Below are 24,236 nucleotides of genomic sequence, written 5' to 3' on the forward strand. Positions count from 1 at the left end.
GCTACTTACCCTTCCGCGCGGCCCCTGCCGCCGTCATCCGTTTCGCGCAAGCCACGCAGGCGCTGCGCTTCCTCTACAACACGTTTGGCGAGTCCGCCAGAGGCCAAGGCCGCATGAATCACCGTTTGGCGCCCAAATGCCTGTCCTAATTCGTTTGCCGTCAGCCAACCTATGTATTTCCCGAAGTGCGGCGTGCTCAGTTTGGACTTGCCGCGCCCCGATCCATCAGCGGCCTGAATTAGCACCTGCGCCTCTTCCCGATCCAGCCACGTCTTGACCTTTTCATACCCGGCAACCGCGTCGCCGGACTTGCGCGCCAGGCTGAGCAGCTCGACAACGCGGCGCGCGATCTGCTGTTCAACCTTTTCCGCCAGGTCCTTCGGCACAGACACCTGCGCCTTGAACCCCCGCGCAAACAGTTTCTTGCCAACGGCCTTGTCCAGGGCGGCACGATCCGCCGCCACATAGACCCCCCGCCCGGGCAATTTCGCCGCGACATCCGGAAAAACCTGACCGTCCGGCCCCGTCACAAAGCGGATCAACCCGAATTTGGGCTGCACCTCGCCCGTGGCGATGCACTTGCGCTCGGGTCCGTCGGACCGATCCTTATGGGCGCCACCGCGACTCATACACGCCACCCGAAGCCCGAGATCAGGCCTCGACCTCCTCGTCTGCTGCGTCGCCGTCGACGTCTTCTTCCGCCTGTTCCAGCTCGGCCGGATCAACCCAACCCAGCAGGATACGCGCCGTCATGACCATATCTTGCGCCTCTTCCAGCGTTACACCGAAAGGCTCCAATACACCGTCATCCTTGACACGCTCACCATCGACGGTCGTCCAGCCACCGGCCAGTTCCCAGTCGGCGCAAGTTGCAAAGTCTTCCAGAGTCTTCACGTCGTCCCTGGCCAGCGCCTCTACCATCTGGGGTGTCAGACCTTCGAATTCAATGAGACTGTCCTCGGCGCCCAATTCACGCGCCGCATCCAGTGCCGCCTTGGCCTGTGCTTCCAGGAATTCGCGGGCGCGGGTTTGCAGTTCCTGCGCGGTACCTTCGTCAACGCCGTCAATGACCAGCAGTTCCTCAATCTCGACATAGGCAACCTCTTCGAGGTTGGTGAAGCCTTCCGAGACCAAGAGTTGCGCGAAGAATTCATCCAGATCCAGGCTGTCCATGAACAGCTTGGTGCGGGCTTCGAACTCTTTCTGGCGACGCGCCGATTCTTCTGCTTCGGTCATGATGTCGATGTCCAGACCGGTCAGCTGGCTTGCCAGACGTACGTTCTGACCGCGGCGACCGATGGCAAGGCTCAGCTGCTCTTCCGGCACGACAACCTCGATCTTGCCGGCTTCTTCGTCCAGAACCACCTTGGAGACCTCGGCGGGCTGCAGCGCGTTCACCAGGAAGGTCGGCTGATCTTCGTTCCACGGGATGATGTCGATCTTCTCACCCTGCAGTTCGTTCACAACGGCCTGCACGCGGCTGCCACGCATACCGACACAAGCACCGACAGGGTCAATCGAACCATCATACGAGATCACGGCGATCTTGGCGCGCGAACCGGGGTCACGGGCCACGGCCTTGACCTCGATGATGCCGTCATAGATTTCCGGCACTTCCATCTTGAACAGCTCGGCCATGAATTCCGGCGCGGTGCGCGACAGGAAGATCTGATGGCCACGCACTTCGCGGCGAACCTCTTTGATGTATGCGCGCACCCGGTCATTCGGGCGATAGCTTTCGCGGCCGATCTTGTCATTGCGGCGCAGAACGGCCTCGGCACCGCCCAGATCGACGATGACATTGCCAAACTCCTCGCGCTTGACGGCACCGTTGATGATGGTCCCTGCGCGATCCTTGAATTCTTCGTACTGACGGTCACGCTCAGCTTCGCGGACCTTCTGCAAGATCACCTGCTTGGCAGACTGCGCCGCGATCCGGCCCATTTCAACCGGCGGCACTTCTTCGACGAAGACGTCACCAACCTCGGGCGCCTCCATGTACTGCTTGGCCTGCTCGACGGTCATCTCGGCCTGATAGTTCTCAAGCTCTTCATCCTCGACCACGGTGCGGACCCGGGTAAAGGTCGCCTTGCCGGTCTTGCGGTCGATGCTGACGCGGATGTCCATCTCGGCGCCGTAGCGGCTCTTGGCGGCACGGGCGAGCGATTCCTCCATCGCTTCGACAACCAGGCCGGGGTCGATCATCTTTTCGCGGGCCACGGCCTCGGCGGTCTGCAACAGCTCCAGCTGGTTTGCTGAGGTGATTGCCATCAGTTCGTCTCCTCTTCGGACCCTTCGGTCTCAATCTCGTCGAAAGCGTTTTCGTTCAGGGCACCGGCGTCTTTGCGCTGGCGCAGCATTTCCTTGATCAGATCATCGGTCAGGACCAGCTTTGCATCGCTCAGCCAGTCGAATTGCAGACCGATGGTGATGGTCTCGTCCCCCTCGGGGATGTTGATCAGAACCTCATCACCCTCGATCCCGGCCAGTTCACCTTTGAAACGGCGGCGGCCATCGATCAGTTCGGCGGTTTCGATCTTGGCCTCATATCCCTCGAAGGTCTCAAAGTCCTTGAGACGGGTCAGCGGGCGGTCGATGCCGGGGCTGGACACTTCCAGCGTATAGGCATCAAGGATTGGGTCCTCGACATCCAGTGTAGCGCTGACCGCGTTAGAGATTTCGGCGCAATCATCCACTTCGATGCCGCCATCGGGCTTGTCTGCCATGATCTGCATCGTAGTGGTCTTGCCGCTCATCAAGCGGATACGGACGAGTTCGTACCCCAGATCCTCGATCACTGGGGTGATGATCTCGGCCAGTCGCCGGTCAATGGCAGCTTTTGCTATCAGGTCGTTTGTCATCTGGTACTCTACCCTGTCAGTCGGGCACAAAAAAACGGGCGCGCGGCCCGTCAAATTTTCCGGTGGAGCCTTGGACCAGAAGTCCAACGCGCCGCTGTTGAAACTGCATATACGCAGGATGGCCCGAGTCTGCAACCCCCAGAGGGATTCGCATTTGGATTTACACCATCCACCACCGTTCGGCGATGCGGCCATCGTCCAGCGCACCGTTCCCGGCAATCTGTCGCGGCATCCCGACAGCATCCGATACGGCAAGGGCCATGTCGGCCTCGGACGGGTGGAACCGGACACCGCGCGTGCCTCGCATTCCGGCCCGATCCGGAAGCGCCGCGATATCGACATACCCGTCCCGCAGCGCCTCGGCCCGCACGGCGGGGTCCGGGATTACAATGACCTCGACCGCGTCAGCCCATCCGGCCTGACCATCTTTGTAATGCCCCTCGACGCGGCGGCCCAGAAAATGGCGGCCATCTTCTGCCCGTTCGACACGATAGCAGCCGGTGCCGTAGGCTTTGCGCAACGGGGATACGGTTTCACCGGCGCGCGCAACAACAAAGCGGCTGTCGGCCAGCAGGAAAGGCAATCCGGGATTTGCCTCGGCAAGTTCAAGCCGCAGGCGGTTGGGGGCAAGCGCCTCGGGCCTTCCGATTTCGGCCAGAACGGCCATGACATCAGCAATCTGCAACGGTTCGCCATCGTGAAAGACCGCGTCATCACGCAGATCAAAGTTCCAGACCCGTGCGTCTGCGTCGGTTTGCCAGCCGGTCGCAAGCTCACCGCGCAACGTACCATCCGGGGCGATTTCAGTCATTGTGTCGAAAACGGCCCCACGCGCCACTTGCTCGAGGCTGTCATCGCGCGGAACGGCCAGACGCAATGTCCCGCCTTTTTTGGGCGTACCAGCAAGGGATGCTCCTGTCGCCGCCAGCAATGCGGCAGCGGCACCAGAGGCAAAGAGAGCACGGCGATCGATTCGGGTCATGCGACACCCTCCGCCACACGGTCCATGATTCGCACCAGTTCCGCGCTGATGCCCGGCTCGGACAGGGCGTGCCCCGCCTGACGAACCATCTTCAGTTCAGCATTCGGCCAGCGTTCCGCCAGGGACCACGCGGCCTGCGGCGGGCAGATCATGTCATAGCGCCCCTGCACGATATGGCCGGGGATATGCGCGATCCGGTCCATCTGATCCAGAATCTGCCCGTCCGTTTCCAGAAACGCCTTGTTGGAGAAATAGTGATTCTCGAGCCGCGCAAAGGTGCGCGCGTATTCGCCGGGGCTTTCGCCAACCGATCCGTTGGTGTGGATCGAGGCCAGCGCGTTTTCCCAATGCGACCAGGCCCGCGCATACAGGATCTCTGTCGCGCGGTCGCCCGAAAACAGACGTTTGTTATAGGCGGCAATGGTGTCGTCCAGTTCAACCTCGGGCAGCAGCGAGGTGAATTTCTGCCATTGCTCGGGCCAGAACCGCCCGGCGCCACCGCCGTAAAACCAGTCAAGCTCGGCCTGAGTCGCAAGGAACACCCCGCGCAACACCAGTCGACTGACGCGGTCGGGATGAGTCTGGGCATAGATCAACGCCAGAGTCGCCCCCCAGCTTCCGCCAAAAGCGATCCATTCTTCGATCTCGAAGAGTTTGCGCAGCCGCTCTATGTCGGCCACCAGATGCCACGTCGTGTTGTCCTCGACCGAGGCGGTGGGGCGCGACCGGCCACATCCGCGCTGGTCAAACAGAATCACCCTGTAGGCCTGTGGATCGAAGTATCGCCTCATGGCCGGGCTGCACCCCCCACCCGGCCCCCCGTGCAGGATCACGACGGGTATGCCGTCAGGATTACCGCATTGTTCCACATAAATACGGTGCCCATCGCCCATATCGACCATCCGCTGGTCAAAAGGGTCGATCGGCGGGTACAGATATTGAACTGCGCGCTTTTGGTCCGGGTACTTGTCCATTATCGCCCTATATAGTCCTTAAGCGTAAAAGAGCACACGGAGACAGGAATGCAAGCGCATCCGAACACGGTGGACCCGTCCGAGATCGCAAAATTCGAGGCGATGGCCGCGGAATGGTGGGACCCGCACGGAAAATTCAAACCATTGCACATGCTTAACCCGTGCCGGCTGGACTATATAACGCAGCAGATCGCCGGAGAATTCGATCGCGACCTAAAGTCGCCTGTGCCGTTCGAAGGTCTGCGCCTGCTGGATATCGGCTGCGGCGGTGGGCTGCTGAGCGAACCGATGGCGCGTCTTGGGGCCAACGTTGTGGGCGCCGACGCCGCGGAACGCAATCTGCCCGTGGCGCGCATTCACGCTGAACAGTCCGGGCTGAAGATCGACTATCGCCATACCACGGCCGAGGACATGGCCGCTGCCGGTGAGCAATTCGATGTTGTGCTGAACATGGAAGTGGTCGAACACGTGGCTGATCCCCTGTCCTATCTGACCGCCACGCGTCACTTGCTCAAACCCGGCGGGTTGGAGATTTGTTCAACCATCAACCGCAACCCGAAATCCTACGCCATGGCGATTTTCGGGGCCGAGGTCGTCATGCGTTGGCTGCCGCGCGGCACGCATGAATGGAACAAGTTCATCACGCCGGACGAGCTGTTCGACCTGCTGCGTCAGGCCGGGCTGGACCCGGTGGACCGCAAAGGGTTCGTGTTCAACCCGATCCTTTGGAGCTGGTCTATCTCGGATCGGGACTTGAGCGTGAATTACGTGACGGCGAGCGTGAAGCCACAGTAGGGGGTTATTCCCCCTCCAACTGCATGCGCAAATCCCGAAGCACTGGCAGGGCGCTGCGGACCCGGTCCGGCCCGAGCTCTCCGACCACGCGGTTGATCAGCGGGGCAATCGAGGAAATCGCCTGATCCCGCGCCCGTCGACCTGCGGGGCTGATCGCCACCATCTTGCGGCGGGCGTCGTCCCAGTCGGGGCGGATGTGGATGTACCCGGCCCATTCCAGCTTGGCCAAAGTATTGGTCATCGCGCCACGGGTCACGTGGAATGTGTTGGCCAGTTGCGCCGGGCTACGTTCGTCCCCGACGAAAACCAGATGATTCAGCACCGAGAAATGCGAAATTTCCATACCCTTGGGCAGCACCCGGCTGAGCCGGTTGCGCAACAACTGATCCGCGGTCAGGATCTCGCTGAACAGCGTGACCGCAAGGGCGTTGGTGTCTTCCGTCATTGTTCAATTCTGTCAGGGTCCAGTGAAAGACCGGGTGTGTGTCAACGACGGCACGCGGCGGCGTGCCTCTGTCACAGAACTATCATCCAAATCGAAAATGTGAATGCCCGGATCGGTACCTGCGTCGATCAGCACCTTTCCCCAGGGGTCGACGACCATGCTGTGCCCATGGGTAAAACGCGTCTTTCCGCGCGTTGATGGGTGTTCCCCCGTTTGCGCGGGGGCCAAGACCCAACAGCCTGTCTCAATCGCCCGGGCCCGCAACAGCGATTCCCAATGCGCGGCGCCCGTAACAGGTGAAAACGCTGCCGGAACGGTCAGGATTCGCGCGCCTGCCTGCGCCAAAGCCGCATGCAGGTACGGAAACCGGATGTCATAACAGATGGTCAAACCCACCTCGCCAAAATCAGTTTCGGCTATGACCGCCTTTTCGCCGGGGCGGTAGTTCTTTGATTCGCGGAACGTCTCGGTCTCGGTGACCTGCACGTCGAACATATGGATCTTGTCGTAACGCGCCACGATCCGACCTTGCGGATCGATCATGAAAGACCGGTTGGCAAACCGCCCGTCAGCGTCATGAGTCTTGATCCCCAGTGACCCGATCAACACCCACACGCCCAGTCGGGCGGCCTGAGCCCGCAGGCCGGCCAAGGTGATGTCGTCTTCTTCGTGCTGAAGAACCTCGTTTTGCCGCGTCGTACTGTTTGACACGCAATTCGTGACCTCTGGCGTCAGGATAAACCGCGCGCCCTGCCCTGCCGCGTCGGCTGCCATGGCGCGCACCATGTCCAGGTTTTCGACCGGATCATCCGACGAGGTGATTTGCAGCAGCGCGGTCTTCATCAGGCGGCAAGCAGACGGTCAAGCTTGCCTTGCCGCTCCAGCTCGTAAAGGTCGTCGCAGCCGCCCACATGCTGTGTCCCGATGAAAATCTGAGGCACGGTGCGTTTGCCGCCTGCGCGCTGGATCATCTCGGGCTTACGTTTGGGGTGCATCAGAATGTCAACTTCCTTGAACTCAACGCCTTTCTGCTTCAGCAGACGTTTGGCCGCGTGGCAAAAACCACAGAGCGGCGAGGTATAGATTTCTACGGGCTTCATGTTCCGGTCCCTTTGGGTTTCGTGCGATCTTGGGCGAATTAGGCATCCTTGGCAACGCGCGCCAGTGCCAACACGAAAATATGATTTGCCCCTGCGGCCTGACACGCACGCGTGCACGCCGCCAACGTCGCGCCGGATGTCATCACGTCATCCACCAGCAGGACATCGCGCCCCTTCAAATGCAGCGCCCGCCTTGGGTGGATGTCAATTGCGCCTGCCAAGGCTTCGCCCCTTTCCCGCGCGGTCTTTCCGTCCAGCACAGGGGTCCGCCGTTTGCGCACCAGCAGATCCGGCACGTAGTCCAACCCGGTTTCTCGCCCCAGGTTGCGTGCCAGCAGCGCAGACTGATTGTATCGCCGTTTCAGCAGGCGTGACCAATGCAACGGCACCGGAGCGATCACCATCCCGGGACGCAGCAACTCGCGCCCGGCCTGCGCCATCCAACGGGCAGCGGGGCGGGCCAGTTCGGTCCGGTCACCATGTTTCAAAGCCAGAACAAGTGACCGCGCCTTCCCATCATACATCAGCGCAGCGCGGCCCGTGTTCCAGGGCGGAGGGGTTTTCAGACAATCGTCGCACTCGGTCCGGAACCTGTCTGCACTTCCGATCACGGGCACACCACAGCTTTCGCAAACCGTGCCACCGATGAACGGCGTATCCCGCCAACACGCCCCACACAGGCCGAAATCGGATTCCGTCAGCTCTCCGCAGCCCATGCAACGCGGCGGATAGATCAATGCAAGGGCAGTTTGAATCCGCTGCGCAATGCGATACTTGCGACCTATGAAACTGCCCGAGCCCACCGCACCCTCTCTTTTCAACCGTAACGCCATTCTGCATCATCGCGCCCGCGCGAAGGACGACGCCCTGTTCTTGCACCGCGCCGCCATTGATGAGGTTCAGGATCGGCTCTCCATGGTTAACAGAACCTTTACGGCACCTGCGGTTGTGACCCCTTTCCCACAGCTTTGGGCAGACGTTTTTCCGGATGCCGCCATTGTCGCGGATGACGATGTGCTGTCACTTCAACTCGGTGCGCATGATCTGGTGATTCATGCGATGGCGCTGCACTGCGCCAATGACCCGGTCGGACAGTTGATCCAATGCAAAAGGGCTTTGAAACCGGATGGGTTGCTTCTTGTTGTATGCCTTGGGGGTGAGACCCTTCACGAATTGCGCGCCGCGCTGGGTCAGGCCGAAATCGAAGTCACGGGCGGGCTCAGCCCCCGCATCGCCCCCATGGCCGAACTGCGCGATCTGGGTGGGTTGCTGCAACGGGCCGGTCTGGCATTGCCAGTGGCCGATGCCGTACCGCTGACGGCAGAATACCGCGATATCTGGCACCTGATGCATGATCTGAGGGACATGGGTGAGACCAACGCTCTGGCTGCCCGGTTGAAATGTCCGACCCGACGCAAAGTGTTCGAAGCCGCGCAGCGCGTCTATTCGGATCACTTTTCGACGGAAACAGGCCGTCTTGCCGCAACCTTCGAACTGATTTGCCTGACCGGTTGGTCCCCCGATGACAGCCAACCAAAGCCGCTGCGCCCGGGGTCAGCCCAAATGCGCCTGGCAGATGCCCTGCGCACGGAAGAGGGCAAACTGTCGGATTGACGCGCAACCAAATCCCTTTATCTCAGGTCGGAACACGAAAATTCAGGAATGCCCAATGTTTGATGCCACTCGTCCCGCTCATGCCCCTGCCGACCATCCCAAGGTCAAGATGGGCCGTGTTGGCATTTTGCTGGCCAATCTGGGCACACCGGACAATTACACCTATTGGCCGATGCGTCGCTATCTGAACGAGTTTCTGTCGGATCAGCGGGTCATCGACTATCCGAAATGGAAATGGCAACCGATTCTTCAGGGAATCATCCTCAGCAAGCGGCCATTCAGTTCGGGTGAAGCCTACAAATCGATCTGGAATCATGAAAAGGGCGAAAGCCCGCTGATGACGATTACCAAGGACCAGACTGCCAAGCTGCGCGACGCGATGCAGGATCGGTATGGGGATCAGGTGATGGTCGATTTCTGCATGCGCTACGGCAACCCATCAACAAAATCCAAAGTGCGCGAGATGGTTGCCGCGGGCTGTGACCGTATTCTGTTCTTCCCGCTTTACCCACAATACGCGGGCGCAACCACGGCCACCGCCAATGACCAATTCTTTCGTGCACTGATGGATGAGGCCTGGCAGCCCGCCTCGCGAACCGTACCCGCCTATTTCGACCAACCCGCCTATATCGACGCCCTGGCGCAATCCGTTGAACGTGCTTATGCAGCGGCGGAGATAAAACCCGATATTCTGGTCTGCTCGTATCACGGGATGCCGGAACGGTATCTGCAACAGGGTGACCCCTATCATTGCCAGTGCGCCAAGACGACACGGCTGCTGAAGGAACGGCTGGGATGGTCTGACGATCAACTGGTTTCAACGTTCCAGTCGCGATTCGGCCCCGAGGAATGGCTGAAACCCTATACAGTGGATCATGTGGCGGATTTGGCCAAACAGGGCAAAAAGAACATAGCGGTCATCGCGCCGGCTTTCTCGGCCGACTGCATCGAAACGCTGGAAGAGATCAACGAAGAGATCAAGGAAAGCTTCGAAGAAGCGGGCGGCGAAACCTTCACCTATATTCCATGTCTCAATGACGATGCGGCGCACATAGCTGCATTGGGCACAGTGATCGAAGAAAACTTGCGCGGCTGGCTGGACTGACCTGCACAGCCTTGGGAAAATAAAAAAGGCGGTGGATTGCTCCACCGCCTTTTTCATGAATTCCGTGTCGGATTAGCTTGCAGCAACAGCAGCAGCAACAACGACCAGCAGGATCAGCGGCAGCAGGATGCCCTGCGACGAACCCTGAGTTTCTTCTACAACAACAGGTGCTTCAACAACCGGCTCTTCCAGGTTACCAGCATAAGCGGTCGAAGCAGCAGCAGTCAGTGCAGCAGCGAGAACGAGTTTCTTCATATTAACCTCCAGAATTTGCGCAGTTCCAATGCCCGGAACCACACATCTAAGACTTACCTCGTGGTTTTTTCTAATCAGCATTGACGCTGGAATGCAATTGCAACTTGACCGCTAAGCGGGTTCCCACACGAAAATGTCGTCAAATTAGCAACACTTGCGTGCCGACCTTCGCCATCGAGAACAGCTCGGCAATGTCTTCGTTGAACAGACCGATACAGCCATTCGACGACCGACGTCCGATTTTTCGCGTATCGTGCGTTCCGTGAATGCGATAGTACTTCCAACTCAGGTATAAAGCATGTGTTCCCAGCGGGTTATCCGGCCCCGGAGGGATATAGTCTGGCCATTCCGGGTTTCGCTTTTTCATGGACGGTGTCGGAGACCAGCTGGGCCCTTCAACCTTTCTGATCACGCTGGTACGCCCCCGGCGGGTCAGTTCCTCGGTCAGGGGAACCGATGAAGGATAGAGTTTGTATATACTTTGATCATCTGACCAATAGTGCAGCGCGCGCGACACGGTATCGACCAGAATGGCACCGTTTCTGGTGTTCGAAAAATACGGTTGCCAATCCAGCGCCCGGAAACCCGATACGTTGCGGCGCACCGACGGTTCGGGTTCGGGTGCAGGGCGCAGCGGATCACCGGGGATGTACTGCGCCAGTGCGGGTGTTGCCAGCGTTGCAGTGGCCCCAGCCAGAAAACCCCTGCGTGTGGACGTTTGAATGCGCTTTTTGACCATGACAACGGGTCCTGTGTTCAAGTGAGGTCTGAAATCCGTGACATTCTATTGCCAGAATGCTTCAGTCGCAAATCAAACCGGCAGAATCACGCAAGTTTAGGCTATTGCGCGTTTGCTCAGAGCTGTCAGGCGCGCTATGCCCTGTAATGACACAATAACCAGGTCGATCATGACGCGTATCGTTTCTTTACTCTTGATTTGCTTTGTCGCGCTGGCGGCATGTACAGACACCGGCACCACGACCATCGGTGCAGACGGTCGCCCGCTGCCCACGGTCTACAAAATTCGCGGCAACCCGGAAAAGTTGCAGTTCCGTATGGTTGATTCGGTCAATGCCCTGCGTCAGGCCCAAGGATTGCAGCCTGTCCAGCTGAACGCGCAGTTGAACGCAGCAGCGGCGACCCATTCCAAGGACATGGCCAGACAGAACCGGCCCTGGCACTTCGGGTCCGACGGCTCCTCTCCGATCGATCGGGCTGCACGGGTCGGATATTTCGGCACGTTCCTCGGTGAAGCAATTTCCGAGACCTACGAAACCGAAACCGAAACCCTCGCCGCTTGGATGCAGGAACCCGGACCGCGCGCCGTGATCATGGACCCCAAGGCCACGCAGATGGGGTTCGCCTGGCATCAGGAAAAAGGCGGGAAAATCTGGTGGACGCTGGAAATGGGAACCGGCGGCTGACCCCGATCACCGTACACACAAAAAAGCCCCCGAAATCCGGGGGCTTTTTTTCAGACTACGCTGCTTGCATGGACTGCGCTTCGGTCAGGATCGCATAAAGCTTGACCGGATCGGGGTTCGCCCGAAGCTTGGTGCACACCGAGGTGTCCCTCAGCGTACGTGACACAAGGGCCAGCGCCTTGAGATGATCGACGCCGGCCTCTTCCGGCGCAAAAAGTGCAAAGGCGATGTCCACGGGTTGACGATCAACCGATCCAAAGTCGATGGGCTTTTCCAGCATGACGAACACGCCCGAAACCGAATCAAGCTCGGGCAACCGCGCGTGCGGAAGTGCAACGCCATGCCCAACGCCGGTCGGGCCTAGGCTTTCCCGTTCAAGCAGACAGTCGACGACGGCCTGAGAATCGAGCCCCAGATTGGCGGCTGCGACATCGCCGATTTCCTGAAACAACCGCTTCTTGCTGGAAGCGGCGGATAGTACACGCACTGCTTCGGGCTTCAGTATGCTCGAAAGCTCCATGATCACGCTCCATAGGCACGGCACCCGCGTCGGCGGGTGCGGCCCCGTATCCTTGCCTGTTAAGGATCAATCCAGCCGATGTTACCGTCTTCGCGACGATACACGACGTTCAATCCATCCTTGTTCTCATTTCTGAACACCAGCACCGGGGCACCGGCAAGTTCCATTTGCATCACGGCTTCACCAACGCTCAAAGATGGGATTTTTGTTTCCATCTCAGCCACAATCATGGGCTGTAGCGATTCGGGTTCATCGGCCGCGTCCGATTCGTCAGAGGCGAGGATATAAGAGGACGCCCCAAAGAGTTCAACCGGCTCGGACCGATCCTTGTGGTGGTCCTTCAAACGACGTTTGTAGCGCCGCAGCTGTGTTTCCATTTTGTCGCAGCATGCCTCGAACGCCGCATAAATTTCGGTTGCATGCGCCTTGGCCTGAGCGGTCAGCCCGGTGGACAGGTGCACTGTTGTTTCGCATACATATTCATGCGCTGAACGGGAAAAGACGACGTTGGCATCGGTAGGCCGCTGAGCATATTTACTCACAACCTCGCCCAATTCGGTCTGCACGTGAGTCTGAAGCGCCGCACCGATGTCGATCTGTTTTCCGCTGATTTGGTAACGCATGTGATCTCCTTCACAATTCACACCCATTCTGACGTCACGTTACGCGACGAACTTGTTTTTATCGGGTGGGGGGTCGAGACACTTTCCGCGGTTGTCTTAACTCCAGCCCTTCAACGAAGGGACAACGATCTCCAGACTGGAACCGGGTAAATGCCATGGGACAATTGAGGCAAGAGACGACGGAAGAGTCAATCAAAACAGGTGTGTATATACGCGATTTCCGCCATGCATCCGACGCAGACCATAACAAGCCTATGAAATACGGAAGTTTTCGCCAAGATAGACACGGCGGACATTCTCGTTCTCGACGACCTCGTCCGGTGTGCCCGACATCAGAACCTGCCCGTCATGCAGGATATAGGCGCGGTCGACAATTTCCAGCGTTTCCCGCACGTTATGGTCGGTGATCAGAACACCGATCCCCCGTTTTTTAAGGTCGGCAACCAGATGCCGGATATCGCCAACGCTGATGGGATCAACACCCGCAAATGGTTCGTCCAACAAAAGATATTTCGGGTCTGCGGCCAAACATCGCGCTATCTCAACGCGGCGGCGCTCACCGCCGGAAAGGGCAAGAGCAGGCGCGCGGCGCAGATGTTCGATCGAGAAATCTGACAACAGCTCTTCCAGCCGTTCTTTCCGCCTGTGAGCATGAGGAACCGTGATATCCAGCACCGCGGCGATATTGTCTTCGACGCTCATGCCGCGAAAGATCGACATCTCCTGCGGCAGGTAACCGATGCCCATCCGCGCACGCCGGTACATCGGCAACGTCGTAACATTCTGGCCGTCAATCGTGACTTTGCCGGCCTCTGGGAAAACAAGCCCCGCCACGGAATAAAAGGTCGTGGTCTTACCCGACCCGTTGGGTCCCAACAGGGCAACGACTTCGGACCGGTCCAGTGTCATCGAGACATCGCGGATCACCGTTTTCTTACGGTAGGATTTCCGCAGTTTCTCGATGCGCAGCCCGGAATTGCCTTCGGCCACTGACAAGTCGGGTCGCGCCATCAGTTGTTTCCCTGCTGAAGGATCGTCTTGACGCGCCCGGTCATGGTCGCTGTGCCCGTTGTCAGATTGGCGTTCATCTGATCGCCGCTGATGATGCTGGGGCCTTGCGTCAGCAGGACATTGCCTTTCATGACGATCACACCGGAATCTATCGTGTATTCCGCCCAATCGCCCTCTGCCGCATCCGGCGGGCTGACCAGAACAACATTCTCGGTGGCTTCCATCCGTTCAATCGCCGAGCGTTCCTCGTTGTAGATCACGAGAACCCGCTCAGCAGTCAGCCGCATTTCGCCCTGAATGACAACGACATTTCCGAGGAATTCGGCAGAACCGTCCTCCTGGTTGACGTTCAACGTTTCGGACGTGACTTCGACCGGAAGGCTCGGGTCGGCATTTGCGGAACCAAAAGCCACCTGCGCCTCCTGCGCTGTCGCGGTTGCGGCACCTGCAAACAGAGCAAGGCACAAAGGAACAAAACGAAAATCGAACACAGGTTATCTTTCTGCTTTTTCAGGCTCGTATACCAGCTTCACGCCGTCTGTAAAAACAATATGGACCGGTCCGTCCTTTTTTTCAGTCCCAAAGGTCATGCGTCCGGCGGAGAAATTGCCGATCGGCCCGGTTCCGTTCACCCGCCCCGGCGTGTCGCCCCGGATTTCGTCCAGCGACGTGTTGAGCAGGTCAGTCGTGACTTGAAGTCCGTCGGCAGTGGTAATCACCACGTCGCCGACAAAAGTTGCCGTACGCTCATCAGGGCGGATCAAACCTGAATTGGAATCCAGAAATATCGTTCCACCACTGAGAAGCCCCAGACGGCCCCGAAACTCGGATGCGTTCGGGGTTTCGTCTTCGTCGCCCTGCTTGGCTTGGATAGCTTCGATCTGGACATCTTCGCCTTTGCGGGTTGTCCCGCGGTACTGCGGCTGTGTGACCACCTGTTGCGCCAACCGCTCGTCAATGTCTTTTTCGGCGAATGGCACCGTTACGTTGGTTTCGATGCTGCGGGACAGAAGGAACACTGTGGACAGCATCAGAATGGCCGCAAGCGGCAACAGAACCTTCAGGAACTGTACCATGCGGGAATACCTGTCCAATTCGGCCTCCCTCAGCCCAGACCGACGCGCAAACAGTCGTGGATATGCAGAAGACCCAGCGCCTGCCCGGATGCAGCCTCGTCGACCACAAACAGCGAAGTGATCTTGCGATCATTCATGATCGCCACCGCCTCTTCGGCCAATGCGCCCGGTGTTATGGTGGTCGGATTGGCGGTCATGACCTGCTCGGTCGTTTTGTCCAGCAGACCGTCCATATGCCGCCGCAAGTCACCGTCCGTAATGATGCCCGACAAATGCCCCTGCGCATCCGTTACACCGGCCACGCCGAAACCCTTTTGGCTGATTTCGATCAGCGCGTCGCTCATCGGGGTGTTCGCCGCGACCAGAGGCAGAGCGTCGCCGGTATGCATCAGGTCACGCACCGTACTCAGCCGCGCACCCAGTTTTCCGCCGGGGTGGAAGGCGCGAAAATCCTCGGGGCGGAAGTCGCGATACTTCATCAGCGCAATGGCCAGCGCATCGCCCATGGCTAGGGTCAGCGTCGTCGAGATCGAAGGCACCATGCCGAAACCGCAGGCCTCGCCCATCGACGGGATCAGCAGATGCACATCGGCCTGTTTCATCAACGTGCTTTCTGGCTTGCTGGATAGCCCGATCAGCGGAATGCCAAAGCGGCGCGTAAAGGCCAGCAGGTTGGCCAGCTCGGGCGCTTCGCCCGAATTCGAAATCGCCAGCACCACATCGCCTTTGGAAACCATGCCCAGATCGCCATGGCTGGCCTCGGCCGGGTGCACGAAATAGGCAGGCGTTCCGGTACTGGCCAGAGTGGCGGCAATCTTGTGGCCGATATGGCCCGATTTTCCGATGCCGCTGATGATGATGCGCCCGGTGGCTTTCAGGATCAGATGCACCGCCTCTGCAAAATGCTCGTCAAGGCTGTCGGCCAGCACGTCCAGCGCGCGGGCCTCGTCGGTGACGACCTGGCGGGCGGTTCTCAGGAATGCTTCGGTGTCGGTCATGAGTGTGCAAAGATATCCGTTTCGGGCCAACCGGCGAGATCCAGCTTCGCACGCATCGGCAGGAAATCAAAACAGGCCTGCGCCATCTCGGTCCGGCCCTCGCGCGCCAGTCGCTTGTTCAACTCGTCCCGCAGGCGGTGCAGATAAAGAACGTCCGAGGCCGCATAGTCCAGCTGAGCATCCGTGAGGGTATCAGCGCCCCAGTCGCTCATCTGCTGTTGTTTCGAGATATCCACGCCAATCAGTTCCTGGCACAGGTTCTTCAACCCGTGGCGGTCGGTGTAGGTGCGCACCAGCCGGCTGGCGATCTTGGTGCAGTAAACCGGCGCGGCCAGGGCACCAAAGGTGTGATACATCGCGGCGATGTCGAACCGCCCGAAATGGAACAGCTTCAGGACATCAGGGTTTTCCAGCATGGCACTCAGGTTCGGGGCTTCGGTCTGGCCCTTGTCCACCTGGATGATATGGCTGTTTCCGTCACCGCCTGAAATTTGAATCACGCACAGGCGATCGCGATGCGGGTTCAGCCCCATGGTTTCACAGTCAATGGCCACAACCGGGCCCAGATCCAGCCCATCCGGCAGATCGTTTTTGTACAAATGGTTCGCCACGCGACTATTCCTTTGTGCGATATCGCCTCCGAGATAGGCGGTTTGGTCTCCAAACTCAACGCCGTCCGAAAGTCGCGGGCCATTCGATGCCAAATCCTTGACCATATCCCCATCGGGGGGATATGGATAAGCCATGTCAGACAACGCCCACCAGTCACATCCACAGATTACGGCCCGGCTGAAGCGGGCCCATGGGCACCTGGCCAAGGTCATTGCCATGCTCGAGGAGCACGCGCCCTGTTCGGACGTCGCCCAACAGTTGTTTGCAGTAGAAAAAGCCGTCACCAATGCCAAACGCGCTTTGATTCACGATCATATCGAACACTGCCTGTCCGCTGACGACGATGGCGGCGGGATCGAAGACTTCAAGGCGATTACAAAGTACCTCTGAGCCATGCTGAGTATTCTGAAACACCGCACCTACCGCCACCTGTTCGCCGCCCAGATCGTTGCTCTGACCGGAACCGGGCTGGCCACGGTCGCCCTTGGGCTGCTCGCCTTTGATCTGGCCGGGAATGCTGCGGGCCTTGTCCTTGGCACGGCACTGACGATCAAAATGGTGGCTTATGTCACCGTTGCACCGCTGGCCGCTGCTTTTGCCGAGCGTCTGGATCGTCGCAAGATGCTGATCGTGCTGGACCTGATCCGCGCTGCGGTGGCAGTGTGCCTGCCGTTCGTGACCGAAGTCTGGCAAATCTACGTGCTGATCTTCGTGCTGCAATCTGCGTCGGCGGGCTTTACGCCCGCCTTTCAGGCCACGATTCCGGACGTGCTGCCGGACGAAGCTGAATACACGCGTGCCTTGTCGCTGTCGCGCCTGGCCTACGATATGGAAAGCCTGCTGAGCCCGATGTTCGCCGCCGCATTGCTGCTGCTGGTCAGCTTCAACAGCCTGTTCTGGGGTACTGCGCTGGGTTTTGTCGCATCGGCAATGCTGGTTGTCTCGGTCGTGCTCCCGTCACCCAAGCCAAGCCGACCCCGCGGCATCTATGACCGCACAACACGTGGCATACGTATCTATCTGAAAACACCCCGGTTGCGCGGGCTGCTTGCACTCAGCTGGAGCGCGGCGGCGCTGAGCTCGATGGTGATCGTGAACACCGTGGTCATCGTGCGTGCCAATCTGGGCCTGTCGGAAAGCGCCGTGGCCATTGCCCTGGCCGGGTTCGGGGGCGGATCGATGCTGGCGGCCTTTTCCTTGCCCCGCCTTCTGGATCGGATCGAGGACCGTCGGGTCATGGTCGCGGGCGCCGCTTTTGCCACTGGTTCCATGGCCGTCGCCGCGATGCTGGCCGCAATTGCTCCTCTGTCGCTCGGGTTGCTGACCGCGTTGTGGGCATTCACCGGTTTCGGATATTCCACCACCCTGACACCCTCGGGCCGCCTTTTGACCCGGTCGGCCCACCCCGAGGATCGCCCTGCCGTCTTCGCCGCACAGTTTACCCTTTCGCATGGCTGCTGGCTGGTTCTTTACCCGCTGGCAGGGTGGCTGATGACCGTGTTTGGTCCGACCGTGACACTCAGCAGCATGGCGACGCTGTCCGTGGCCGGCGTCGTCGGTGCAATCGGCCTTTGGCCGCGCCTCGACCAGGAACCGATCACCCATGATCACCCCGACCTGCCGCCCGATCATCCACATCTGGCCGGGTCAGGCCCGCACGCGCATCCGATCATCATCGACGATCTGCACCCGCGCATCCCGCGCGAACCCTGAGCGGGCGCTTGGACCTGATCTCAACCCGCAATGACCACAAACCAGAACCCCAATGGACCAGCTTGACCGTCGCATCATCGCCGCCCTGCAAGCCAACGCGCGCGCCTCGACCACGCAGATTGCGACCACGCTGGGTGTGGCCCGGACAACCGTGCACGAGAGAATAAACCGGATGGAACAGCGCGGCCTGATCGAAGGATATTCCGTGCGCCTCGGGTCCACCGAAGACACCCCGAAAGTGCAGGTCATCGTCATGCTTGAAGTGCAGCAAAAGGAAACCAGCCGGATCATCAAGCGGCTCGAAGCCTACCCCGAAGTCAAACTGTGCCTGTCGATCAACGGAGAGTTCGACCTTATGCTGTCGGCGGAGGCGCCGAGGCTGGAGGATCTGGACATTCTGGTCGATGACCTGGCGAAAATTCCCGGTGTCTTGCGCACCAATACCAGCGTTGTTTTCGGGCGCAGGATAGATCGAAACTGAAGCGGCGATAACTCTCTGTAAACCGATCGTTGGCTAGCTTGGCCGGGAGAGATCAGAATCCCGGACCGGCAGAATGCCAAATCAGAAATTCCCGCTGTTACTCATGTTGGTGCATGTGCTTTTGGCGCAGGCAGGGTTTGCCATGCCAGATGCCAAAACCGGTGACCTGTGCGATCATGCCGCGCGCCGCGCCGCTTTGTCCGAAGGCGTGCCCCTGGACGTGCTGCGCGCCATCTCGCGCGTTGAAACAGGGCGCAGGCTGGACGGCCGGTTGCAGCCTTGGCCCTGGACGATCAACGTCGGCGGCCAGGGGTACTGGTTCAAGTCCGAGGTCAAAGCCAAGGCCTATGCGTTCAAAATCTTCAAATCGGGCACTCGCAGCTTTGATGTCGGCTGTTTTCAGATCAATTATCGCTGGCACGGCAAAGCCTTCCGTTCAATCGACGCGATGTTCGATCCAGATGAGAACGCGACCTACGCCGCCCGGTTCCTGAAGGAACTCCATGCCGAGCTTGGATCGTGGCCCGCAGCCACGGGGGCTTATCATTCCCGCACGACACCCCTTGCCGAAGCTTACAAAGAGCGGTTTCAAACGGTGCTGGCACAGCTTGAAGGGGCCCCCCGAACCCGGGTTGCGGGCACGTCTCGGGATCCGTTCACCGAGGCCGGCCTCCCCTTGATCTCCATTCCGACGGCCTCGCCCCGCACCGGCGCGCTTGGGTCTCTGGTGCCGGCCGCAGGCGCCGCAACCGCGTTTATCGCCTTCAACTAGGAGTTTCGCGTGCCCAAGGTAAACATCCAGTCGCTGTTTTCGCCTACTGTCCTGCTGGCGATTGCGCTGATGACGGTCATCGTCATGATGATCCTGCCCATGCCAGCCTGGGTTCTGGACGTGGGGTTGGCGGCCTCCTTTGCGCTGGCCATCCTGATCTTCACCCTGACCCTGTTCATTGAACGCCCGCTGGACTTTTCGTCCTTCCCGACGATTCTGCTGGCGTCTTTGATGTTGCGCCTGTCGCTGAATGTGTCGTCGACGAAATTGATCATCGGGCAGGGGCACACCGGCCCGAATGCGGCAGGAGACGTGATCGAAGGTTTCGCCAGTTTCGTCATGGGCGGCAGTATTTTTCTTGGCCTGGTGGTGTTCGGCGTGCTGCTGATCGTGAATTTCATGGTCATCACCAAAGGCGCCGCCCGCATGGCCGAAGTCGGCGCGCGCTTTGCGTTGGACGGGATGCCCGGCAAACAACTTGCGATCGACAGCGACATGTCAGCCGGGGCAATCGATCATCAGCAGGCCAAGGAACGGCGAGAGCTGGAACAGCAGGAGACTACATTCTTCGGTTCGCTCGACGGTGCGTCGAAATTCGTGAAAGGTGACGCTGTCGCCGGGCTTCTGATCACGTTGCTGAACCTTGTCATGGGCCTGGTCATGGGCGTCGTCGTACATGGAATGCCCTTGGCCTCGGCGTTCGAAACCTATGCGATTCTCACCGTCGGCGATGGGTTGGTGTCCCAAATTCCCGCCGTCATCATTTCCATAGCGTCTGCCCTTCTGCTGGCACGAGGCGGCACGCAGGGGGCCACGGACAACGCCATCTTTTCTCAACTTGGCCGCCACCCGGCAGCATTGTCCACCGTCGCGGTGCTCATGGTCCTGTTCGCTCTGGTGCCCGGTCTCCCTTTTCTGCCGTTCATCCTCGGCGCGGCCATTCTGGGATATGCGGCTTACAATGTTCACCGAAAGCAGCAAGACGCAGACGCGTCGGCAAACCTGCCCTCGACCGAAACCGAAGCGCCGACATCCCAGGCTATCGGCGACATCTTGGACCTGGATGATGTCCATCTGGAATTCGCTCCGGATCTGGTCAGCATGGTTCTGAATCCTGGCACGGGGCTGGACGCTCGTATTGCCAATATGCGGACCTATGTGGCGTCGACCTTTGGCCTGATCCTGCCCGAAATCCGCTTGACCGACCGCGCCGACCTGCCGACGGGAACGTATGTGATCAAGGTTCAGGGCGTCGAACAGGCACGCGGTGTCTTGCACCCCGATCTGATCCTGGCGCTCGTGCAGGACGGTTTTGACCTTTTGCCGGAGGGCAATGACGTGACCGAGCCGGTCTATGGTGCTCCGGCACGCTGGATCCTGCCCAAGGATCAGGAGGACGCCGCGCTGAATGGAGCCACTATAGTCTCACCGCCCGAAATTCTTGCCACCCATCTGCTGGAGATCATCAAACAGAACTTCTCGCGCCTGCTGACCCTGAAATCCCTCCGTCGCCTGCTGTCGGAAATGACCCGTCTGAGCGACCCGGTACGCGCCGAAGCCAACCGCAAACTGCTGGATGAACTGATCCCCGACAAAGTGCCGATCGACACTTTGCACGCGGTTCTGCGCCTGCTGCTTGACGAACGTGTGTCGATCCGGAACATGGCGCTGATCCTTGAAAGTGTCGCCGAGGCGCGGCTGACCACAACCCAGCCCGAAGGCATCTGTGAACTGGTGCGTCAGCGTCTTGGCTTTCAGCTGTTCGCGGACATGAAGCGCGAGGATGGTTCGATCCCTCTGATCCAGTTGGCCCCGGAATGGGAGGACACATTCGCCTCTTACCAGATCGACGCCCCAAATACCGGCATGGACGTCGCGCTGCCCCCGAACGTGTTCAACAAACTGGCCGACGGAGTTGTGAGCAGCATCGCCAAATCCGCTGACAACGGCCTGTTTCCGGCTGTCGTGACCTCGACCCGGCGCCGTCGGTTGCTGCGCACCGTCATGCAGGCACGCGGCGTGTCCAACCCGGTTTTGTCCTTCGAAGAAATCGGGCTGGAAGCCAAACCTGCCTTGGTCGGAACTGTTGCAGCGTGATTGCCCTGCCGCCAGAAATGCTGTCGCAGCTGGCCGAAGCAATGTGGCAGGCCTTTGTCGTGTTTCTGCGCGTCTCCGCTCTTGTCTCGCTGCTCCCAGCTTTCGGTGAACGTAGTATTCCGACACGGGTAAAACTTGGTGCTTCCGTTGCTTTCACGCTGATCATACTGCCCGCTGCGCCTCCCGTAAGAATTGACCCCAGCCTTTGGGCGACCGTGCGGCTGGTCGGCACCGAAGTTCTGATCGGGCTTGTCCTTGGGATAGGCTTGCGCCTTTTCGTTCTCGCACTGCAAACCGCAGGGTCTATTGCGGCTCAGTCCACGTCATTGTCGCAACTGCTGGGTGGCGCGGCGGCCGATCCGGTCCCCGCCATGGGATACCTGCTAACCCTGGCAGGGCTGACACTCGCGGTAATCATGGACCTGCACGTCCGGGCCGCACAGTTCCTGATCCAGAGTTATGCCCTGTTTCCAATAGGTTTGGCACCCGAAGCCTCGGATGTGTCGCGCTGGGGATTGCATCAGGTCGCCAACAGCTTTGGGCTGGCTTTTGCACTGGCAACGCCGTTCGTCATCGCCTCATTGATCTACAATCTGGCACTTGGGGTCATCAACCGGGCAATGCCGCAGTTGATGGTAGCCTTCGTCGGTGCTCCGGCGATTACCTTTGCTGGGCTGTTTCTGCTGTTCGCAGGCACACCGCTGATCCTTTCCGTGTGGGCTGACGCGCTGGTCGCTTTCTTCACCAACCCGATGGGAGCGCAAAGATGAGCGCAGGTGATGACGAAAGCGACAAGTCATACGAACCGACACCGCAAAAACTGCTGAAAGCGCGCGAGAAAGGTGAGGTTCCAAAATCCAACGACTTGTCGGTTGTGGCGGCATATACCGGGCTTCTGATCGCCCTGCTTACAGTCGGTCAATACACCGTCGAGCATATGGGCACCGTGTTCATGGTCCTGATCGATCAGTCCGACGCATTTGCACGGCTTCTGACGGATGGGCCATCGCATGCTCCGGTTGCTGGGGTTTTGAAAAGTGCCCTACTACCTGTTGCTTTGCTGTTCTGCCTTCCTGCCGCGGCTGTTCTGCTGAACTTGATCGCACAGCGCGCGCTGATCTTTGCCCCAAGCAAATTGAAACCAAAACTTTCGCGTATCTCGCCGATTTCGAACGCAAAGAACAAGTTCGGGCGGGGCGGGTTGTTCGAGTTTGCCAAAAGCACCACCAAACTGTTGATCTACGGCACCTGCCTTGCGCTGTTTCTGAAGGCCAATCTAACCGAGATTCTGTCTGCCAGCGCGGCGCCGGCAAAGTCATCCATTCTGCTCATGATGAACCTGCTGTTTCGCTTTCTGTTCATCGTGATCGGAATCGCACTGGCCATCGGGGTCGTCGATTTCCTTTGGCAATATGCCGAACACATGCGCAAGAACCGTATGTCGCGCAAGGAGATCATGGATGAAACCAAGGATGCCGAGGGCGACCCTCATGTCAAACAACACCGGCGCCAGCGCGCACAGGAAATCGCAACCAACCAAATGTTGGCAGATGTTCCAGGCGCGGATGTCGTGATCGTAAACCCCACCCATTATGCTGTGGCGCTTAAATGGACACGGGTTGCCGGCAGCGCCCCGGTTTGCGTTGCCAAAGGGGTGGACGAAATCGCCGCCACCATCCGATCCGCCGCAGGAGAAGCAGGCGTTCCGATCCATTCAGACCCTCCCACAGCTCGCGCCCTTCACGCGACCGTGGACATAGGTCAGGAGATCGCCGAAGAGCACTATCGTCCTGTTGCCGCCGCGATCCGGTTTGCCGAAGCGATGCGAAAACGCGCGAAGGAGCAAGTTCGATGACTCATACGCAATTACCCGATCTGGAAAAAGTGACCAACGCAGCGTTTCAGAAGCAGTTTCAAGCGCTGCGACCGATCCTGGAGGCCGAGGCACGGATCAAGCAGCAACTTGCCAGATTGGACGGTCAACTCCGTCAGGCGCGCCAAGACAGCACCAAGGTCGAAGGCTATCAGGTTTCAGGGACCGACGTTCTCTGGAATAGTTGGGAGTCCGCGACGCGGAGACAATTGAACCTGCAACTGGCACGAACGCGCGCGCAGAAACTGGCCGGAATGGAAGCTTTACGTACTGCCTTTGGGCGAAAACAAGCGGTGGAAAAATTGCGAAAGAAAGTTCAGCAGGCAAGCCGAAAAGCAAATGCCAAAAAGCACTTCGGGCCCTAGCTTGACCGACCCGACGTATCGGGCCGGTCAGTGTCAGCTGTCTTGTCGGTTTACACTCAGGATCAGCACTTTGGACACGTCGTCGCCAAATTCTTTGCGCGCCACTTCCAGCAAGGAATTCCGCAATACATCCAAGTTCCCGGATTCTGTAAAAGCCCCGTCAAAGCCGCCCGTGTTTGCATGGTCAAAAAGAACCTGAAGAAAGCCATCCCTGAGTTTAGGCTCGATTGCATAAAAGGTTTCTGTAATGTCCGGGTTCGCCTCAAGGCTCAGCGACAGCGTTACCATGGCTTCGATCTGGTCGTCTTTTACAACGGGGACGACGAATTGCTTGGTCATTTTCAGATAACCAAAGCTTTCCCCCTCGCCTTTTTCCTTTGATTTCCCGGTTTTTTTGCCGGCCGACTTATCCTCTTTGACTGCTTCTTTTTCGGCAACGGCAGTTTCAGGTTTTTTTGCAGGTGCAAGAACCAGACCCGCGCCAATACCCGCACCGAGTCCAACAATCAGAAAAATCACGGGAATCAATTTCGCAACCAC

At 59.0% G+C, this 24,236-nt stretch carries 31 protein-coding genes; 12 read left to right on the forward strand and 19 right to left on the reverse strand.

Annotated elements, in window-relative coordinates:
* Positions 1 to 5: 5 nt before the first annotated feature.
* The 5 genes from GS614_RS18590 to pip form a co-directional block, all read right to left on the reverse strand.
* A complete protein-coding gene (locus tag GS614_RS18590) occupies positions 6 to 629 on the reverse strand; it encodes an RNA-binding protein (protein WP_171727041.1) in 624 nt (207 codons plus the stop codon).
* A gap of 22 nt (positions 630 to 651) precedes the next feature.
* Positions 652 to 2,271 (reverse strand): transcription termination factor NusA, encoded by a 1,620-nt coding sequence (gene nusA, locus GS614_RS18595; protein WP_171120181.1) that lies wholly within the window; start codon positions 2,269 to 2,271, stop codon positions 652 to 654.
* Complete coding sequence (gene rimP, locus GS614_RS18600) at positions 2,271 to 2,861, reverse strand: ribosome maturation factor RimP (RefSeq protein ID WP_010442531.1); 591 nt, start codon at positions 2,859 to 2,861, stop codon at positions 2,271 to 2,273. Before rimP ends, nusA begins: the two co-directional genes overlap by 1 nt.
* A 160-nt stretch (positions 2,862 to 3,021) precedes the next feature.
* Positions 3,022 to 3,843, reverse strand: a complete 822-nt coding sequence (locus GS614_RS18605) for an ABC transporter substrate-binding protein (RefSeq protein WP_171120179.1) — start codon at positions 3,841 to 3,843, stop codon at positions 3,022 to 3,024.
* Positions 3,840 to 4,817 carry a prolyl aminopeptidase gene (gene pip, locus GS614_RS18610; RefSeq protein ID WP_171727042.1) on the reverse strand — a complete coding sequence of 326 codons (978 nt, stop codon included), beginning with the start codon at positions 4,815 to 4,817 and terminating at the stop codon, positions 3,840 to 3,842. The genes GS614_RS18605 and pip overlap by 4 nt, the downstream gene beginning before the upstream one ends.
* Positions 4,818 to 4,865: 48 nt before the next feature.
* Here pip and ubiG point away from each other — a divergent pair, with 48 nt between their 5' ends.
* The gene (ubiG, locus tag GS614_RS18615; protein WP_171727043.1) at positions 4,866 to 5,612 is read left to right on the forward strand and encodes a bifunctional 2-polyprenyl-6-hydroxyphenol methylase/3-demethylubiquinol 3-O-methyltransferase UbiG; all 747 of its coding nucleotides are present in this window, start codon (positions 4,866 to 4,868) and stop codon (positions 5,610 to 5,612) included.
* Between the two features lie 4 nt (positions 5,613 to 5,616).
* Here ubiG and GS614_RS18620 read toward each other — a convergent pair whose 3' ends face one another.
* The 4 genes from GS614_RS18620 to GS614_RS18635 are packed head-to-tail and all read right to left on the reverse strand — an operon-like array spanning position 5,617 to position 7,990.
* Complete coding sequence (locus GS614_RS18620; protein ID WP_171120173.1) at positions 5,617 to 6,057, reverse strand: MarR family winged helix-turn-helix transcriptional regulator; 441 nt, start codon at positions 6,055 to 6,057, stop codon at positions 5,617 to 5,619.
* A 12-nt stretch (positions 6,058 to 6,069) separates the two neighbouring features.
* Positions 6,070 to 6,900, reverse strand: a complete 831-nt coding sequence (locus GS614_RS18625; protein WP_171727044.1) for a carbon-nitrogen hydrolase family protein — start codon at positions 6,898 to 6,900, stop codon at positions 6,070 to 6,072.
* Positions 6,900 to 7,157, reverse strand: coding sequence for a glutaredoxin 3 (gene grxC / locus GS614_RS18630; RefSeq protein WP_152459773.1), 258 nt, complete (start codon positions 7,155 to 7,157; stop codon positions 6,900 to 6,902). The genes GS614_RS18625 and grxC overlap by 1 nt, the downstream gene beginning before the upstream one ends.
* Before the next feature lie 38 nt (positions 7,158 to 7,195).
* A complete protein-coding gene (locus GS614_RS18635; RefSeq protein WP_171727045.1) occupies positions 7,196 to 7,990 on the reverse strand; it encodes a ComF family protein in 795 nt (264 codons plus the stop codon).
* Here GS614_RS18635 and GS614_RS18640 point away from each other — a divergent pair.
* Together GS614_RS18640 and hemH are read left to right on the forward strand one after the other, a co-directional pair.
* The gene (locus tag GS614_RS18640; RefSeq protein ID WP_171727046.1) at positions 7,941 to 8,771 is read left to right on the forward strand and encodes an SAM-dependent methyltransferase; all 831 of its coding nucleotides are present in this window, start codon (positions 7,941 to 7,943) and stop codon (positions 8,769 to 8,771) included. The two genes, GS614_RS18635 and GS614_RS18640, sit on opposite strands and share 50 nt — an antisense overlap.
* Before the next feature lie 55 nt (positions 8,772 to 8,826).
* The gene (gene hemH, locus GS614_RS18645) at positions 8,827 to 9,876 is read left to right on the forward strand and encodes a ferrochelatase (protein ID WP_171727047.1); all 1,050 of its coding nucleotides are present in this window, start codon (positions 8,827 to 8,829) and stop codon (positions 9,874 to 9,876) included.
* 72 nt (positions 9,877 to 9,948) lie between these two features.
* Here hemH and GS614_RS18650 read toward each other — a convergent pair whose 3' ends face one another.
* Entirely contained in the window at positions 9,949 to 10,131 is a 183-nt protein-coding gene (locus tag GS614_RS18650; protein ID WP_117870963.1) for a hypothetical protein, read from the reverse strand.
* Between the two features lie 139 nt (positions 10,132 to 10,270).
* Positions 10,271 to 10,870 (reverse strand): L,D-transpeptidase, encoded by a 600-nt coding sequence (locus tag GS614_RS18655; protein ID WP_152459769.1) that lies wholly within the window; start codon positions 10,868 to 10,870, stop codon positions 10,271 to 10,273.
* 169 nt (positions 10,871 to 11,039) lie between these two features.
* Between GS614_RS18655 and GS614_RS18660 the strand changes: the two genes are divergently transcribed.
* Positions 11,040 to 11,555 carry a CAP domain-containing protein gene (locus tag GS614_RS18660; protein ID WP_171120163.1) on the forward strand — a complete coding sequence of 172 codons (516 nt, stop codon included), beginning with the start codon at positions 11,040 to 11,042 and terminating at the stop codon, positions 11,553 to 11,555.
* A 55-nt stretch (positions 11,556 to 11,610) separates the two neighbouring features.
* Here the strand turns inward: GS614_RS18660 and ptsN are convergent, their stop codons facing one another.
* The 7 genes from ptsN to GS614_RS18695 form a co-directional block, all read right to left on the reverse strand.
* Entirely contained in the window at positions 11,611 to 12,075 is a 465-nt protein-coding gene (ptsN, locus tag GS614_RS18665) for a PTS IIA-like nitrogen regulatory protein PtsN (protein WP_117872900.1), read from the reverse strand.
* A gap of 59 nt (positions 12,076 to 12,134) precedes the next feature.
* Complete coding sequence (gene hpf, locus GS614_RS18670; protein ID WP_171120161.1) at positions 12,135 to 12,698, reverse strand: ribosome hibernation-promoting factor, HPF/YfiA family; 564 nt, start codon at positions 12,696 to 12,698, stop codon at positions 12,135 to 12,137.
* 252 nt (positions 12,699 to 12,950) lie between these two features.
* The gene (gene lptB, locus GS614_RS18675) at positions 12,951 to 13,709 is read right to left on the reverse strand and encodes an LPS export ABC transporter ATP-binding protein (RefSeq protein WP_152459766.1); all 759 of its coding nucleotides are present in this window, start codon (positions 13,707 to 13,709) and stop codon (positions 12,951 to 12,953) included.
* Entirely contained in the window at positions 13,709 to 14,200 is a 492-nt protein-coding gene (locus tag GS614_RS18680; protein ID WP_371807913.1) for an LptA/OstA family protein, read from the reverse strand. The genes lptB and GS614_RS18680 overlap by 1 nt, the downstream gene beginning before the upstream one ends.
* A 3-nt stretch (positions 14,201 to 14,203) precedes the next feature.
* Positions 14,204 to 14,803: an LPS export ABC transporter periplasmic protein LptC gene (gene lptC, locus GS614_RS18685; RefSeq protein WP_171727048.1), complete on the reverse strand. Its 600-nt coding sequence runs from the start codon at positions 14,801 to 14,803 to the stop codon at positions 14,204 to 14,206.
* 11 nt (positions 14,804 to 14,814) lie between these two features.
* On the reverse strand, positions 14,815 to 15,783 hold the full coding sequence (locus tag GS614_RS18690; RefSeq protein ID WP_171120156.1) for an SIS domain-containing protein: 969 nt from the start codon (positions 15,781 to 15,783) through the stop codon (positions 14,815 to 14,817).
* Entirely contained in the window at positions 15,780 to 16,394 is a 615-nt protein-coding gene (locus GS614_RS18695) for a ribonuclease D (protein ID WP_171120154.1), read from the reverse strand. Before GS614_RS18695 ends, GS614_RS18690 begins: the two co-directional genes overlap by 4 nt.
* 133 nt (positions 16,395 to 16,527) lie before the next feature.
* On the opposite strand from GS614_RS18695, the gene GS614_RS18700 reads away from it, so the two are divergent.
* From GS614_RS18700 to GS614_RS18735, 8 genes are all read left to right on the forward strand, one after another.
* The gene (locus GS614_RS18700; protein WP_171206378.1) at positions 16,528 to 16,785 is read left to right on the forward strand and encodes a metal-sensing transcriptional repressor; all 258 of its coding nucleotides are present in this window, start codon (positions 16,528 to 16,530) and stop codon (positions 16,783 to 16,785) included.
* 3 nt (positions 16,786 to 16,788) lie between these two features.
* Complete coding sequence (locus tag GS614_RS18705) at positions 16,789 to 18,108, forward strand: MFS transporter (RefSeq protein ID WP_171727049.1); 1,320 nt, start codon at positions 16,789 to 16,791, stop codon at positions 18,106 to 18,108.
* Positions 18,109 to 18,160: 52 nt separating this feature from the next.
* The gene (locus GS614_RS18710; protein WP_152459759.1) at positions 18,161 to 18,589 is read left to right on the forward strand and encodes an Lrp/AsnC family transcriptional regulator; all 429 of its coding nucleotides are present in this window, start codon (positions 18,161 to 18,163) and stop codon (positions 18,587 to 18,589) included.
* 73 nt (positions 18,590 to 18,662) lie between these two features.
* The gene (locus GS614_RS18715) at positions 18,663 to 19,361 is read left to right on the forward strand and encodes a transglycosylase SLT domain-containing protein (RefSeq protein WP_371809417.1); all 699 of its coding nucleotides are present in this window, start codon (positions 18,663 to 18,665) and stop codon (positions 19,359 to 19,361) included.
* Between the two features lie 69 nt (positions 19,362 to 19,430).
* Positions 19,431 to 21,458, forward strand: coding sequence for a flagellar biosynthesis protein FlhA (gene flhA, locus GS614_RS18720; RefSeq protein WP_216601210.1), 2,028 nt, complete (start codon positions 19,431 to 19,433; stop codon positions 21,456 to 21,458).
* Positions 21,455 to 22,228: a flagellar biosynthetic protein FliR gene (locus GS614_RS18725; RefSeq protein WP_170345688.1), complete on the forward strand. Its 774-nt coding sequence runs from the start codon at positions 21,455 to 21,457 to the stop codon at positions 22,226 to 22,228. The genes flhA and GS614_RS18725 overlap by 4 nt, the downstream gene beginning before the upstream one ends.
* Complete coding sequence (gene flhB, locus GS614_RS18730) at positions 22,225 to 23,313, forward strand: flagellar type III secretion system protein FlhB (RefSeq protein WP_171727051.1); 1,089 nt, start codon at positions 22,225 to 22,227, stop codon at positions 23,311 to 23,313. Before GS614_RS18725 ends, flhB begins: the two co-directional genes overlap by 4 nt.
* On the forward strand, positions 23,310 to 23,696 hold the full coding sequence (locus GS614_RS18735) for a hypothetical protein (RefSeq protein ID WP_171727052.1): 387 nt from the start codon (positions 23,310 to 23,312) through the stop codon (positions 23,694 to 23,696). The genes flhB and GS614_RS18735 overlap by 4 nt, the downstream gene beginning before the upstream one ends.
* A gap of 33 nt (positions 23,697 to 23,729) precedes the next feature.
* On the opposite strand, the gene GS614_RS18740 is transcribed toward GS614_RS18735, so the two are convergent.
* The gene (locus tag GS614_RS18740; RefSeq protein ID WP_171120138.1) at positions 23,730 to 24,236 is read right to left on the reverse strand and encodes a flagellar basal body-associated protein FliL; all 507 of its coding nucleotides are present in this window, start codon (positions 24,234 to 24,236) and stop codon (positions 23,730 to 23,732) included.

This window comes from Ruegeria sp. HKCCD6604 (assembly GCF_013110635.1).
Classification (GTDB): domain Bacteria; phylum Pseudomonadota; class Alphaproteobacteria; order Rhodobacterales; family Rhodobacteraceae; genus Ruegeria.